11 protein-coding genes and 1 CRISPR repeat array (1 of these 12 only partly in view) are annotated in these 15,124 nt (G+C 36.2%); of the genes, 8 read left to right on the forward strand and 3 right to left on the reverse strand.

The window, feature by feature from the left end; all coding sequences use genetic code 11:
- Window positions 1–25: 25 nt before the first annotated feature.
- From norA to KI338_RS09895, 3 genes are all read right to left on the reverse strand, one after another.
- Window positions 26–1,192 (reverse strand): multidrug efflux MFS transporter NorA, encoded by a 1,167-nt coding sequence (gene norA / locus KI338_RS09885; protein WP_212920842.1) that lies wholly within the window; start codon window positions 1,190–1,192, stop codon window positions 26–28.
- Window positions 1,193–1,767: 575 nt separating this feature from the next.
- Window positions 1,768–2,292, reverse strand: a complete 525-nt coding sequence (gene hpt / locus KI338_RS09890) for a hypoxanthine phosphoribosyltransferase (protein ID WP_212920843.1) — start codon at window positions 2,290–2,292, stop codon at window positions 1,768–1,770.
- Between the two features lie 44 nt (window positions 2,293–2,336).
- Window positions 2,337–3,623 (reverse strand): NCS2 family permease, encoded by a 1,287-nt coding sequence (locus KI338_RS09895; RefSeq protein WP_212920844.1) that lies wholly within the window; start codon window positions 3,621–3,623, stop codon window positions 2,337–2,339.
- A 123-nt stretch (window positions 3,624–3,746) separates the two neighbouring features.
- Here KI338_RS09895 and KI338_RS09900 point away from each other — a divergent pair, with 123 nt between their 5' ends.
- From KI338_RS09900 to cas2, 8 genes are all read left to right on the forward strand, one after another.
- On the forward strand, window positions 3,747–4,607 hold the full coding sequence (locus KI338_RS09900; protein ID WP_212920845.1) for a LysR family transcriptional regulator: 861 nt from the start codon (window positions 3,747–3,749) through the stop codon (window positions 4,605–4,607).
- Between the two features lie 334 nt (window positions 4,608–4,941).
- A complete protein-coding gene (cas3, locus tag KI338_RS09905) occupies window positions 4,942–7,347 on the forward strand; it encodes a CRISPR-associated helicase Cas3' (RefSeq protein WP_212920846.1) in 2,406 nt (801 codons plus the stop codon).
- Window positions 7,348–7,580: 233 nt separating this feature from the next.
- Window positions 7,581–8,294, forward strand: a complete 714-nt coding sequence (cas5c, locus tag KI338_RS09910; protein WP_212920847.1) for a type I-C CRISPR-associated protein Cas5c — start codon at window positions 7,581–7,583, stop codon at window positions 8,292–8,294.
- Window positions 8,295–8,296: 2 nt separating this feature from the next.
- A complete protein-coding gene (cas8c, locus tag KI338_RS09915; RefSeq protein WP_212920848.1) occupies window positions 8,297–10,210 on the forward strand; it encodes a type I-C CRISPR-associated protein Cas8c/Csd1 in 1,914 nt (637 codons plus the stop codon).
- A complete protein-coding gene (cas7c, locus tag KI338_RS09920) occupies window positions 10,191–11,048 on the forward strand; it encodes a type I-C CRISPR-associated protein Cas7/Csd2 (protein ID WP_212920849.1) in 858 nt (285 codons plus the stop codon). The genes cas8c and cas7c overlap by 20 nt, the downstream gene beginning before the upstream one ends.
- The gene (gene cas4 / locus KI338_RS09925; protein ID WP_244853531.1) at window positions 11,038–11,694 is read left to right on the forward strand and encodes a CRISPR-associated protein Cas4; all 657 of its coding nucleotides are present in this window, start codon (window positions 11,038–11,040) and stop codon (window positions 11,692–11,694) included. The genes cas7c and cas4 overlap by 11 nt, the downstream gene beginning before the upstream one ends.
- Window positions 11,691–12,722 (forward strand): type I-C CRISPR-associated endonuclease Cas1c, encoded by a 1,032-nt coding sequence (cas1c, locus tag KI338_RS09930; RefSeq protein ID WP_212920850.1) that lies wholly within the window; start codon window positions 11,691–11,693, stop codon window positions 12,720–12,722. Before cas4 ends, cas1c begins: the two co-directional genes overlap by 4 nt.
- 8 nt (window positions 12,723–12,730) lie before the next feature.
- Window positions 12,731–13,021, forward strand: coding sequence for a CRISPR-associated endonuclease Cas2 (cas2, locus tag KI338_RS09935; RefSeq protein WP_212920971.1), 291 nt, complete (start codon window positions 12,731–12,733; stop codon window positions 13,019–13,021).
- A 173-nt stretch (window positions 13,022–13,194) separates the two neighbouring features.
- A CRISPR array of direct repeats spans window positions 13,195–15,124; the repeat unit is 32 nt; unit sequence GTCGCACTCTTTATGGGTGCGTGGATTGAAAT; it runs 1,217 nt beyond the window's last position.

A 15,124-nucleotide genomic window follows, 5' to 3' on the forward strand; every position in this document is an offset into this window, starting at 1 on the left:
TACAAGGAATACAGTTTTTCCATACTTATGCCTTTTGGTGTTTTGGTTCTTTCCATGCAAGTGTTAGCCCAATTCCTATAGCTAAAATAATGGTTGCAAAATAAAACGGGTAATTAAGATCAATATCGAATAATAATCCACCGATTACTGGCCCAATCACATTCCCGACACTGGTAAACATAGAGTTCATACCAGCAACAAAGCCTTGTTCCTTACCAGCAATTCTTGTTAGATATGTCGTTACAGCTGGGCGCATCAAATCAAATCCAATAAATACTGTGATGGTAACAAGTAAAATTGTAAAATATTCATGAACCATCGTTAATAAAAATACGAGAACAGCCGACACCATAAGGCTATATCGGATTAAGCGAATTTCCCCTAGCCATTTGGTTAAGCGATCAAATAACACAATTTGAAAGAATGCACCGATAATGCCTCCACCTGTTATCGCAATGGCAATATCCTTCGGTGTGAAACTGAACTTATGATCGACAAACAATGAAAATAGCGATTCAAAGGATGATAAACCGAATGAGAATATCAATATGATCACAAAGGATATAAAATACATCGGTGCAAAAATTCGTTTCCAACCTTTATTTTGTCCTACATTGTCTTCCTCATGTTCAGGATTTCTCTCTGGTTCATGAAGCAGTATAAATGACAATATTGCGGCAACTAAAGCAACGCCTGCTGCAACAAAGAACGGTAAACGAGTATGAATATCTGCTAAGAAGCCCCCGATACCAGGTCCGATAATAAATCCTGTTGAGATAGCTGCCGACATATAGCCCATTGCTTTGGAGCGAGTTTCAATCGTAGTAATATCAGCAATAAAAGCCGTTACTGCTGGCATGATGAAAGCTGCACTTACCCCTCCAAGCATACGTGATATAAAAAGTAAGCTAACTGAATTTCCGATTCCAAATAGTAATTCGGAAAAACTAAAAATAATTAAGCCAACTACAATCATTCTTTTACGACCAAATTGATCAACCCATCGACCTGCAATTGGTGATACAAGCAATTGTACAAAAGCAAAAGCAGCGACCATATTGCCGAGTACCGACCCAGATAAATGCAATTCATTCATAATAGTGGGAACGACTGGAATAACAAGACTAATTCCCAAGAATGCGATGAAGATATTTGCTAAAACGATAGTTAATACAATGTTGTGTTTCCGCATATTGTTCTACTCCCTTAAAAAACGTATATAACCTAATTTAATGCCTACCCTTAGGGGAGAGTCAATGGATTTGTACTTATTTTACAATAAAGGTGTTTATCTCTATTTCTAGCTAATCTGGCTTATATCGATAATCCCAGGGCTTGACATCCTATTGAAGGACATATAATTATTCTTATCCAAATCGCCACTTAGTAGTCGTAGGGTTGTTTGTTGATCTACTTCTAATCCGTTATATGCGAGTTTCCTCGTATTTTCTTAGCTAGCCCATCCTCCCCAAATATCAATTAAGTTACACTTATAAGTTCACTTAAAGGGATATTCGTATCTCCTGCCACCCATAAATTGGGTTCCATAATCTCTATCACGTAAATTACCAGATGGAATGGAGGGAAAATGGCAAAAGGAAAAGGACTAGCCCGTATTTTATTGGGCCAGCCCTATTGTAACGAAAAACTAATGGAATAACGGTTAACTTCACAATGGTTCTCCCATTACCCTACACCGCTTCTAGCCGTTTCGATACGAACTATTTAGTAGGAGATACGTTAAGAAGAGTATACGACTTGCTACTTTCAATTATCAATCACTTCAAATATATAAGGGGTATTACGATAATGATGACCAAAGTTCAGGCCATATCCCGCTACAAACAGGTCTTCTATAACAAACCCTTTATAGTCAACATCAATATCGGCTTGTCTACGTGACGGTTTATCAAGAAGTGTACAAGTTTTTAAGCTTTTGGGATGTTTTTCTCTTAATACATCGTATACTGCCTTCATTGTATTCCCCGAATCCAATATATCATCAACGATAAGAACATCATATTCGGAGATATCCTCTGTGAGGTTCGAGAATATTTTCACTTCACCTGTGCTCGTTTTTTCAAATCCGTAACTTGCCGTTTCTATAAATTCAATTCGAACTGGAATCGTGATATGCCTTACAAGATCTGCTGTAAAAATAAAGCTTCCTCTTAATAATGAAATAACAAGAAGATTTTTACCCTCATTTTCATAATCCTTTGATATAACTGTGCCTAGTTCCCTTATCTTTTCTTTTATTTCTTCTTCCTTGAATAAAACATTTTTTATCATTCATTTCTACCACCCTAGTTATAATTCACATGTACAGATTTTATTTAAAATACGTACTGAATAACAAAGTTACCGATAAACAAAATGGCAATCAAATAAAGTGCAGGGTGGATTTCCTTCCATTTCCCCAGAAGGAGCTTTATCAATGGATAAAGTATAAAGCCAATTGCCATACCATCTGCAATACTATACGTTAAGGGAATTAATACAATAATTAATAGTGCTGGTATACATTCCGTTAACTCATCCATTTGTATATGAACAATGTTTTGCAACATTAGAATCCCAATCAATATCAATATTGGAGAAACTGCACTTGCAGGAACTATTTTAATGATCGGTATAAACAAGATGGAAACAAGAAACATAATTCCAGTTACAATACTCGTTAGCCCAGTTCTGCCACCAGCTGTAATTCCTGCCGCTGCTTCCACTGATGCTACAGTAGGACTTGTACCAAATATTCCTGAGGATAAAACCGAAACCGCAGTTGCCTGAAGTGATTTCTTGCTGCTTTCAGGACGATTAAGCATTTTACTATGCCCATGTATTAAACCAATGTTCTCAAACACAATCACCATAGCAAAAGAAATGGAGGTTAGCCAGAAAATGATATTTCCAGCCTGTCCCCACGATATTTGGCCAAACACGCCAATGTATTCATGAAAGGATGGCATAGAAAGAGATATTCCCTCAAAATTAGAACCACCGAACCAAATCGTTAGAAACGAGGTAATAATAATACTTAATAATAGGTTTCCTGGTACATTTTTAATAAATAATAGAATGGTAATCGTTAAACCAATAAACGTTATGATTGCTGTAGGGCTGCTCAAATCACCAATTGCAAGTAATGTGTGCTCAGAGCTTGTAATAATGCCCGCATTTTCAAATCCTATTAAGATGAGTAGGATGCCTATTCCAATTGTAATGGCTTCCTTTAAGGAATTAGGAATGGAGGATGTGATTACTTTGGCCAATGGTGTAAAGGCAATAACAATGAAAACGAGGCCAGAAACAAAAACCATTGCCAAGGCTTCCTGCCAGGAAAATCCCCCAGATTGAACGATCGTATATGTGAACATTGCATTAAGGCCCATACCAGGAATAATAAGAAGAGGAGCATTGCTCCATAACCCCATGACTAAGCAGCCAATAAAACTGGTCAAAATAGTTGCAATAATCCCTGCTTCCATTGGGATTCCTGCTACCGCTAAAATTGTTGCATTAACAATAATAATATAGGCCACAGTAATATATGAAATTAACCCCGCAGAAATTTCTTTTGTAATTGTCGTACCATATTGATTAAATTTAAAAAAACGCTCCATCTAATCACCTTTCCACTTTACCTTTTAAAGGAATATGAAAATCATGATAACATGGACATATCCATATGGAAAATATATAATTTAAATGGAAACTATATGTTTTTTATATAGAAGGAGAAATGTATGGATATTAAACAATTACGGTATTTTATAGCTATAGCTGAGGAGAAGAATATAACTGCTGCTGCCAGTCGTCTGCATATGTCTCAACCACCTCTAAGCATGCAGTTGAAGCAATTGGAAAGTGAGTTAGGTGTTAAATTGTTCGATCGAAGTGGCAAAAGAATGGAGTTAACGGATAAAGGTGAAGTACTTTACAAAAAGGCTTTACACCTTGTAAACAATTTAGAGGAAATAAAAAACGAAATACAGGAAACCGAGCAAGGAAAAAAGGGTGTTCTAGCTTTAGGTATTAATACTTTATCGCTTTCAGGATTTTCAGAAGTACTCCAGTCCTTCCACAAAAAATATCCGTCCGTTTCTTTAAAAATTGTTCAAAACGATTCTAATTACTTAGCAGAGATGGTAAAAACGAGAGCCATCGAAATGGCATTTGTACGGCTTCCACTCGAACATCATGGTTTGATATATCAGCATCTCATGAATGAGCCCTTTTATTTCGTAACAGATAAGGAAACAAGCACGATTTCACTAGAAGAGGTTTCACAGATCCCTCTTATTATTCCAAGTACAGAAGGGCTGGGCATCTATAGTACGATTCTTGAAGCATTTACAAAGCAAAACCTGCAACTAAACAAAATGGCAGAGTGCTCTGATATGAATACATTAATGGATTTGGTTAAAGGGGGAATTGGTGCAACAATTGTTCCAAAGTCGGTACTAGACGTCTATGGTGATAAGCAGCTCTGTTCTATACCGATATGCAATACTAATATGGCATCTTCTTTAGGAGTCATTTGGCTTGAAAACCATTATGTCTCTACTCCTGCAAAGAAGTTTATCAGGCTACTGAAAGAACTCTAAAAATTATTTCTATGGTGAAAAAGTTGGAATTTAACATCATGTTTGGAATGATATGCTATGTTCCTTTCTATAAGATAAACACACCATATTGCAAAGTAAAAAATACTAAGAGACTTTTTTAGTTATAGTTTATTAATATTTTCATGTGCATCTAAGGTTAGCACCATAATTAGTAATAATGTATCCCACTTGCAAAATCACTTTAATATAAGTGCTATTCGTAATTACAAGGGTAAAGAAGACACAAATAAATGTAAAGATTCAGTTTATAATACTGCTAATTAATCAATTCAATGGTACTATTGATTTATATATTTTAATAGGGGGTCTAAGAATGGTCTATATAGCCCATGTTCGCGAAAATGATCAGGAAATTCAAACTGTTTCCGAGCATTTACTTGGCGTTAAACGTTTAGCAGAGGTATTTGGCGAAAAATTAGGGCTAGCTCATGTTGCTGGTTTAGCAGGCTTGCTTCATGACTTGGGAAAGTATACAGATGTTTTTCAAGAATACATAATACAAGTAGCATTTCATCAGGAACCCGCTGAAAAAAAACGTGGCGAGGTTGATCATTCAACAGCCGGAGGAAAATTGCTGTTCTCCATGTTCCATAATAAAAATAATACACCTCAAGAAAAATTACTAACCGAAATAGTCGGAAATGCCATTATTTCACACCACAGTAATTTACATGATTACATTTCCCCAGATATCAAATCCGACTTTTTAAGGCGTGTAAGGGATAAAGATTTAGAAGAATATCCACTAGCCGTTGAACGCTTTTTCGAAGAAGTAATAACAGAGAAGGACTTTAAACAATATGTATACAATGCCTTGGATGAATTAATGCAATTCATAGATTCTAGTCCTACACAAATTTTCTTTCTAACAAAATTTATTTTTAGCTGTTTAGTCGATGCTGATAGAACAGATACTAGACAATTTGAAGAAAAGAGGAAAGAAGTACAGGATTCGCAATTTGGAAGTCTATTCGCCTCCTACTATCAAAAATTATTGAATAAACTCATTTCCTTTAAAAAGGGTAAAAAAGGTAATGAGCAAATCAATAAATTACGACAAGAATTGTCAGAACAATGCGACTCATTTGCTGATAAACCCTCAGGTATTTATACTTTGTCAATTCCAACAGGAGGAGGAAAAACACTAGCTAGCCTCCGATATGCACTTAAACATGCACAAAAATTTGATAAACAGCGGATTATATACGTTGTACCATTTACAACAATAATTGAACAAAATGCAGAAGAGATTAGAAAGATATTGGAAGACGATATACATCTATTAGAGCATCATTCCAATGTTATTGATGATGAAGAGGAAAATGATGAACTACTCGATGGTTTGATTACAAAGAGAGAAAAACTAAAACTTGCACGTGATAACTGGGATAGCCCTATTATTTTCACTACACTTGTCCAATTTTTGAATGTTTTTTATGCCAAAGGAAATAGAAATACACGACGATTACATAATCTAAGTCATTCTGTACTTATCTTTGATGAAGTACAGAAGGTTCCGACAAAAAGTGTATCCCTTTTCAATGAAGCGCTAAACTTTTTAAAAAAAGATGCTCACTCTAGCATTCTGCTTTGCACTGCAACCCAACCAACATTGGATCATGTAAATCATTCTCTATTGAAAAACAGAGATGGAGAGATTGTTCAAAATCTGCCAGAAGTTTTTAAAGCATTTAAGAGGAATGAGATTATTGATCGAACAGGTACACAGATAAATAATAACCAGTTAGCTGATTGGATTCATTCTAATGCAGAATCATGGGTTAATACACTTGTAATATTAAATACAAAGTCAGTGGTTAAAAAACTTTACGAAGCTTTAAAGGATGGTCCATTACCAGTTTATCATTTGAGTACAACTATGTGTGCAGTACATCGGAAAGATATTTTAAACAAAATAAAGAAATTATTGAAAAATAAAACCCCTTTTATATGCGTGACAACTCAATTGATTGAAGCCGGTGTTGATGTAAGCTTTAAGCGTGTAATTCGATCATTGGCTGGACTCGATTCCATTGCTCAAGCAGCTGGAAGATGTAATAGGCATGGTGAAGATGGTGTCCAAGATGTATACGTGATTGATCATGCTGATGAAAAACTTACGAGATTGAAGGAAATTAAAACTGGTAAAGAGATAACAGGGAATATTCTTGCAAGATATAAAAAGGTCGCTGAGGAATATGATAAAAGCTTATTATCGTATACAGCGATGAATGAATACTTCCAGCATTATTATAAAAAAATGGAAACAGATTTAAACTATTATATTCCTAAGGTAGAAAAAGACATGACGAAATTGTTGATGGCTACTCGAAGGGAAAACGATTATCTCAAAGCATATGTGAAAAAATATAAAGCAGGATTTCCACTAGTTTTAACCGGCAGTTATAAAACAGCAGCAGACTATTTCCAAGTTATTGATCAACAGACTACTTCTGTAATTGTACCTTATGGCGATGGAAAAGAAATTATCGCAAAGTTAAATAGTGTTAAGAGAATAGAAGATTTATCAAAACTATTAAAGCGAGCGCAACAATATACGGTTAATGTATATTCACAAGCCTTAAGACAATTGAACCAGGATAATGCTATTGTTCCGCATCTAGAAGGCATGATTTATGAGCTAAGGGAGAATTGGTACAGTGAAGATTATGGTGTTGATTTTAAAGGAGAAGGTGAGATGGACTTTATGTCATTTTAAAATAAAATCTATCTATTTCAGATAGCCGTTTCAAAATTCTATATATGAATTTTTCAATCTGCACTTAAATAAACGATATATTTAATATAACAAAATATTAAATAAAAATGTTACTTGGATCTAAATGCCAAATAAATATATATCAGTAAAGTTTATACAAATCCTACTGGTTTATTCTATTTTAATATTAAATAGAAAATTCACTAGCTATCTATTTTAAAGGAGGTGAAACCATGAAAAACGAAATCCAATTTGAGATATTTGGCGATTATGCCCTTTTCACAGACCCGCTTACCAAAATTGGTGGTGAAAAGCTTTCATATAGTGTACCGACGTACCAAGCTATAAAAGGAATAGTAGAATCCGTTTATTGGAAGCCAACAATCATGTTTATTATTGACGAACTTCGTGTCATGAAACCAATTCAGATGGAGTCAAAAGGAATTCGGCCAATTGAATATGGCGGTGGGAATACACTTGCGAACTATACCTATTTGAGGGATGTGCATTACCAGGTAAAGGCACATTTTGAATTTAATATGAACCGCCCTGATATGGCATTTGATCGTAATGAAGGGAAGCACTTTAGCATTCTTCAGCGAGCATTGAAAGCTGGTGGTCGTAGAGACATTTTCCTTGGCACAAGAGAATGTCAGGGCTACGTGGAACCTTGCGAATATGGAAGTGGAAAAGGTTACTATGATGAAATTCACGCAGATTATACACTCGGAACAATGGTACATGGTTTTAATTATCCAGATGAAACAGGAAAAAATCAATTAGAAGTCAGATTATGGCGACCAGAAATGAAGAGGGGATATATTCAGTTTCCTAGACCCGAAAATTGCAAGATTATAAGACCAATTAAAGAAATGGAAGCAAAATTTTTTAATGAAGAAAATATAGAATCTGTTGAATCGTTGTCTCGTTCGTTAGGGGGGGAATAAGATTGAGTTGGTTGCAGAATCTGTACAAAACCTACAATGACAATGAAGAATACGTTGGAAAAATAGTCAAGAAACGAAGTGATCGGGAGTATACATTATTACCGATTTCCCATACAACACAAAATGCGCATATTGAAGTTACAGTTGATGAATATGGGAATTATTTGAAAGGAATTGTACTAGAAAAAGAGAATACTATTATTCCTTGCACTGAGGAGTCTGCAAGTCGTGCAGGTTCAAAGGTTGCACCATACCCATTACATGATAAATTAAGTTATGTTGCAGGTGACTTTGTAAAATATGGAGGGAAAATTAAAAATCATGACGATATCCCTTTCGAGTCATATATCAAGAATTTAAAGGAATGGGCAGAATCACCACATACCACAGAAAAAGTAATAAGTATTTATAAATATGTATGCAAAGGACGGTTGATTGAAGATTTGGTTAACGATGGTCTTCTAGTGTTGGATGAGAATCAACAATTAATTGAGAAGTGGAATAAGAAGCTCGAAGAAACCCTTGGAGAAAAGCCATTAATCTTTTCTAGTGGTGCTACAGATCAAGTAAGTGCTTTTGTTCGATTTAATGTTTATAAACGAACATCCACAGTAGAAGTATGGAAGGATAAAGAAGTATACCAGTCTTTTATTGACTTTTATAATGAAAAATTAGGTGATGAGGATGTTGACTTTGTAACAGGTAAAATAGCTCCAAGTACAGAGCGACATGCCAATAAAATTCGTCATGCAGCCGACAAGGCAAAATTGATTTCAGCGAACGACACTTCAGGATTTACTTTCCGCGGTAGATTTACGACTAGTAGGGACGCTGCTAGTATTAGCTATGAGGTATCACAAAAAGCCCATAATGCATTAAAGTGGCTAATTCACCGTCAGGGGAAAACTATTGATAACCGTGTATTTCTTGTTTGGGGGAATGATGGCAAAAATGTCCCTTACCCAGTTGAAGACGCCTTGGATATTTTGCAACATACAAATCAAAACATAGAAACAGATCCGGATACAGATAAACCTTTTGCAGAAGAAGTAAAAAGAGCTATAGATGGATATCGAAATGATCTTGACTATGACTCAGAAGTTAACATAATTGTTCTTGACTCTGCGACTACGGGAAGAATGGCAGTTCTTTATTATCGAAATATGAATAAAGAGATATACCTTAATCGATTAAAAGATTGGCATTCAAAGTGTATATGGGAGCATAGATATCGCAGAAGTGAGGAGAGATTTGTGAAATTTTACGGTGCTCCAGCAACGAAAGATATTGCTTTTGCAGCATATGGTCCTAGGGCGAGTGAAAAAGTTGTAAAGGGCTTAATGGAAAGATTGCTTCCTTGTATTATAGACGGACGTGTTGTTCCGAAGGATATTATGAAAAGTGCTTTTCATCGAGCATCTAATCCTGTTACGATGGAGCATTGGGAATGGGAGAAAACCCTGAGCGTTACCTGTGCATTAATACGAAGATCATTGCTTGAAGAAAAGGAGGAAATGGATGTGACATTAGACAAAGATATTACTGATCGTAGTTACCTATTTGGTAGATTGTTAGCAGTTGCTGATGTACTAGAGAGAAGTGCACTTGGTAAAGAGGAAACGAGAGCTACTAATGCAATACGTTATATGAATTCTTTTTCACAAAAGCCGAGCCGAACATGGATGACTCTGCAGGCGAGTTTACAACCATATCAATCAAAGCTTGGGGCAAAAGCGAACTATTTATCAAAAGTTATAGATGAGATTAGTGATAAATTTTCTATTGATGATTTTAATAATAAGCCACTATCTGAAAAATTTTTATTGGGTTTTTACAGTCAACGTCGAGAACTATATATGAAAAAAGAAAAAAATATTGAAAGTGAGGAACAAATAAATGAGTATACTCGACCATAAAGTTGATTTTGCTGTAGTTTTATCTGTTTCAAAGGCTAACCCGAATGGCGATCCGCTAAATGGAAACCGTCCACGTCAAAATTACGATGGACATGGAGAGATTTCAGACGTTGCTATCAAACGAAAAATCCGTAACCGATTGCAAGATATGGGGGAATCCATTTTTGTTCAATCTGATGACCGCAAAACAGATGGCTTTAAGAGTTTAAAGGAAAGAGCAGAATCTGATGAAACCTTAGCAAAAATGTTAAAAGATAAGAAAGCTGCACGTGATAAATTTGCTTCAATTGCTTGTGAGAAATGGATAGACGTCCGCAGTTTCGGACAAGTGTTTGCTTTTAAGGGATCTGATCTTTCCGTAGGTGTTCGTGGTCCCGTGAGTGTTCAAACAGCAACTAGTATTGATCCGATCGATATCACAAGTTTACAGATTACTAAAAGTGTGAATTCAGTTACAAGTGACACTAAGGGTTCTGACACTATGGGAATGAAGCATCGTGTAGACTTTGGAGTATATGTATTCAATGGAAGTATTAATACACAACTTGCTGAAAAAACGGGATTTACAAATGAAGACGCAGAAAAAATTAAACAAGCTTTAATTACACTATTTGAAAATGATAGTTCATCTGCACGACCTGATGGTAGTATGGAAGTTCATAAAGTATACTGGTGGGAGCATAGCTCTAAACTAGGTCAATATTCTTCCGCAAAAGTACATCGTTCTTTAAGAATTGAAGCTAAAACAGATGCTCCGAAGTCTTTTGATGAAGACAATTATACGATAGCATTACATGACTTACAAGGTCTAGCGGTGGAAGTATTTAATGGGCAATAATGAAGATCAATACTTAATGTTGTCAGGTCTACAGCACTTTGAGTTTTGTCGCCGACAATGGGCATTGATCCATATTGAACAACAATGGGAAGAGAATGTAAAAACAATTGAAGGACAGCATTTGCATCAAAAAGCTGATCAACCATTTGTCCGTGAAAAACGTGGTGAAAAGCTGATCGTACGAGCGATGCCTATACAATCTCATCATTTAAAATTGAATGGTATCTGTGACGTTGTTGAATTTATTGAAAATCCAGATGGTGTCGAATTAGCTGGAATGAATGGTTTATTCTTACCATATCCAGTTGAATATAAACGAGGTAAACCAAAAAAAGGTGACGAAGATATTATTCAACTAGTAGCACAAGCAATTTGTTTAGAAGAAATGCTTCTTTGTAAAGTCGATAAAGGGTTTCTCTATTACCATGAAATAAAGCATCGTGTGGAAGTGCCTATAAATGAAACTTTTAAAAATAAAGTGACAGAGATGGCAAAGGAAATGCACCATTATTATGATAATCGGCATACACCTAAAGTTAAAACAGGTCAACATTGTAAAAGCTGTTCATTACAACATATTTGTTTACCGAAGCTAATGATGAAGCATTCTGTAAAAAGTTTTATTGAAGGGAGGTTGAACGAGTGAAAAAATTGCTAAACACGTTGTTTGTTACCCAATCGGATGTTTATTTGTCATTAGATGGGGATAATATTGTGTTGCTAAAAGATCAGGAACAACTCGGGAGGCTTCCTTTACATAATTTAGAAAGTATCGTTAGTTTTGGATACACAGGAGCTAGTCCTGCGCTAATGGGATACTGTGCTGAACGTAATATATCAATTGCCTTCCTAACAAAGAACGGAAGGTTCTTGGCACGGGTAATTGGTCAAAGTAGAGGTAATGTCACGTTAAGGAAGAAACAATATCGTTTATCCGATGACGAGCAAGCCTCAGCAAGAATTGCACGTAATTTTATCTTTGGTAAAATCTATAATAACAAATGGATACTTGAACGAATGACAAGAAATTATCCATTTCGTATAGATGTTGATCGTTTTAAAGAAATATCTAACCACCTGACTTCGATTCTCCAAGAAGTAAGAAAATGTGAAGATTTAGATAGCCTAAGAGGTTGGGAAGGACAAGCCGCTATTAGTTATAATAGGGTCTTTAATTCTATGATTCTACAACAAAAAGATGATTTTTATTTTCATCAGCGCTCTAGGAGACCGCCAAAGGACAATGTAAATGCAATGCTTTCTTTTGCCTATACACTTCTTGCAAATGATACTGCGGCTGCTTTGGAAACTGTTGGTCTCGACGCTTATGTTGGTTTTATGCACCGTGATAGGCCTGGACGCGTATCTCTTGCTCTTGATCTGATGGAAGAATTAAGAGGAGTTTTTGCAGATAAATTTGTATTATCCTTAATAAATCGCAAAGAGGTAAACAAGGATAATTTTTATAAAAAGGAAAATGGCGCTATATTAATGACAGATGATGCCAGAAAAATTTTTTTGAAGTCCTGGCAGTTGAAGAAACAAGATAAGATAACACATCCATTCCTATCTGAAAAAATAACATGGGGACTGGTACCTTATGTACAGGCATTATTACTTGCACGACACTTACGTGGCGATTTAGATGAATATCCACCATTTTTATGGAAGTAGGTGAATTGATGCTAGTTTTAATTACGTATGATGTTAGTACCTCAAGTAAAGGTGGAACAAAAAGACTTAGAAAAGTTTCAAAGGCATGTCAAAATTATGGACAACGTGTACAAAACTCTGTCTTTGAATGCATTTTAGATGCTACACAATATACAATATTAAAACATGAATTGGAGCAACTTATTGATTCCACTACAGATAGCCTTCGATTTTATAATTTAGGGAACAATCATAAAACTAAAGTAGAGCATATTGGAATAAAAGAATCTATAGATTTAGAAGAACCATTATTATTTTAGTTATAGTGCTAACCCTAAGTGCACATAAATTCTGTAGGGGGTTAGCACTAATTAACCACATACTTTTAGGAAAATAATGGGAAATAATAAGGAAAAGTTATGTGAATTAGTATATTTTCAGAGGGAAAATATTTTTTTCGAATATGCGTTCTTGTTTTTTAAAGGAATTCGCTGTCGCACTCTTTATGGGTGCGTGGATTGAAATCAAAAGGGGCATCATCAACAATCGGTTGGTGGTGGTCGCACTCTTTATGGGTGCGTGGATTGAAATTATCTTGAACAAGATCCCAGGTGTCCATATCAATGTCGCACTCTTTATGGGTGCGTGGATTGAAATCTCTAATACGTGTATCTAAGTTTTCAAATAATGGAGTCGCACTCTTTATGGGTGCGTGGATTGAAATTGTAAAGTAGGAATATCTACAGATGAAGTTGAACCGTCGCACTCTTTATGGGTGCGTGGATTGAAATTGTTATGATCTTTGTATTTATTTGGTTTTCCAGTGTCGCACTCTTTATGGGTGCGTGGATTGAAATATAGTCTAACCGAGGAAGAAATGACGTATATCCATAGTCGCACTCTTTATGGGTGCGTGGATTGAAATTCTATTGATATTAATAGTAGTTATCCCTATGTAAGTCGCACTCTTTATGGGTGCGTGGATTGAAATGGGTTTAGTATCGTACCATCCTTGTCCTGGTCGAGTCGCACTCTTTATGGGTGCGTGGATTGAAATATGTCAATGGTTTGACGTGCTTTTAATCCATCATGTCGCACTCTTTATGGGTGCGTGGATTGAAATGTTTAAACTAGTAAGCTCTTTAATCTGTGAAGTGTCGCACTCTTTATGGGTGCGTGGATTGAAATTAATGCATCTTGCTTACTGTATCCTGCTTCCTTGGTCGCACTCTTTATGGGTGCGTGGATTGAAATTCTTTGATGTTCTTTGTCCAACATCCGGAAAACTGTCGCACTCTTTATGGGTGCGTGGATTGAAATAAATGTTGGGAAGGAGGTAATCGTCAAGTGATAAGTCGCACTCTTTATGGGTGCGTGGATTGAAATTTTGAAGGTGATAAAGTTATTCTACGTGATGGTGTCGCACTCTTTATGGGTGCGTGGATTGAAATCTATTTAGTGCGTACCCTAAAGATTGTGGCCCGGTCGCACTCTTTATGGGTGCGTGGATTGAAATCAAACGAAAATAACTTGATGAATAATTTACATACGTCGCACTCTTTATGGGTGCGTGGATTGAAATTTCGAGATTGGTATTTATCCAGTTTTCCAAACTAGTCGCACTCTTTATGGGTGCGTGGATTGAAATTGATACGGAAGCGAAAAGTAATCGAAGTTTTACCGTCGCACTCTTTATGGGTGCGTGGATTGAAATGCTAACAATCTGTATATTATCGAAGCTGTTCCCCGTCGCACTCTTTATGGGTGCGTGGATTGAAATATTGCCGATATGGCGGTTGTAAACCAAATTAAGAGTCGCACTCTTTATGGGTGCGTGGATTGAAATCCTTAAACTTTGGGCATTATCTCGCATAACCTCAGTCGCACTCTTTATGGGTGCGTGGATTGAAATCCCGTTATAAACATCACCGTTGAACACCTCTACGGTCGCACTCTTTATGGGTGCGTGGATTGAAATACCACTACGTCTGTTTGCGTGTCGCAACCATATTGTCGCACTCTTTATGGGTGCGTGGATTGAAATACCACTACGTCTGTTTGCGTGTCGCAACCATATTGTCGCACTCTTTATGGGTGCGTGGATTGAAATCGTTGGGATATAGTATCTTTAGAAAGTCATCAGACGTCGCACTCTTTATGGGTGCGTGGATTGAAATCTCTGTATCTTGGGGTAGAAGGGGAATGAACCCCGTCGCACTCTTTATGGGTGCGTGGATTGAAATGGAACGAATACAAATGCTAAACCTAAAAGTACAAAGTCGCACTCTTTATGGGTGCGTGGATTGAAATGACTCTAAAACGCTGAACATTTAAACCACTAAAATGTCGCACTCTTTATGGGTGCGTGGATTGAAATATAGCCTTCTTCATTGCTGCAGTAGGTTTGGATAAGTCGCACTCTT

It is taken from the genome of Ornithinibacillus bavariensis (assembly GCF_018333235.1).
GTDB lineage: Bacteria > Bacillota > Bacilli > Bacillales > Amphibacillaceae > Ornithinibacillus > Ornithinibacillus bavariensis.

What these genes read in the sequence shown, in the direction of transcription:
- KI338_RS09900 (WP_212920845.1), top strand. Translation starts at nt 3,747, where the DNA reads ATGGATATTAAACAATTACGGTATTTTATAGCTATAGCTGAGGAGAAG.
- cas2 (WP_212920971.1), top strand. Translation starts at nt 12,731, where the DNA reads ATGCTAGTTTTAATTACGTATGATGTTAGTACCTCAAGTAAAGGTGGA.
- norA (WP_212920842.1), bottom strand. Translation starts at nt 1,192, where the DNA reads ATGCGGAAACACAACATTGTATTAACTATCGTTTTAGCAAATATCTTC.
- KI338_RS09895 (WP_212920844.1), bottom strand. Translation starts at nt 3,623, where the DNA reads ATGGAGCGTTTTTTTAAATTTAATCAATATGGTACGACAATTACAAAA.
- cas4 (WP_244853531.1), top strand. Translation starts at nt 11,038, where the DNA reads ATGGGCAATAATGAAGATCAATACTTAATGTTGTCAGGTCTACAGCAC.
- cas3 (WP_212920846.1), top strand. Translation starts at nt 4,942, where the DNA reads ATGGTCTATATAGCCCATGTTCGCGAAAATGATCAGGAAATTCAAACT.
- cas7c (WP_212920849.1), top strand. Translation starts at nt 10,191, where the DNA reads ATGAGTATACTCGACCATAAAGTTGATTTTGCTGTAGTTTTATCTGTT.
- cas5c (WP_212920847.1), top strand. Translation starts at nt 7,581, where the DNA reads ATGAAAAACGAAATCCAATTTGAGATATTTGGCGATTATGCCCTTTTC.
- hpt (WP_212920843.1), bottom strand. Translation starts at nt 2,292, where the DNA reads ATGATAAAAAATGTTTTATTCAAGGAAGAAGAAATAAAAGAAAAGATA.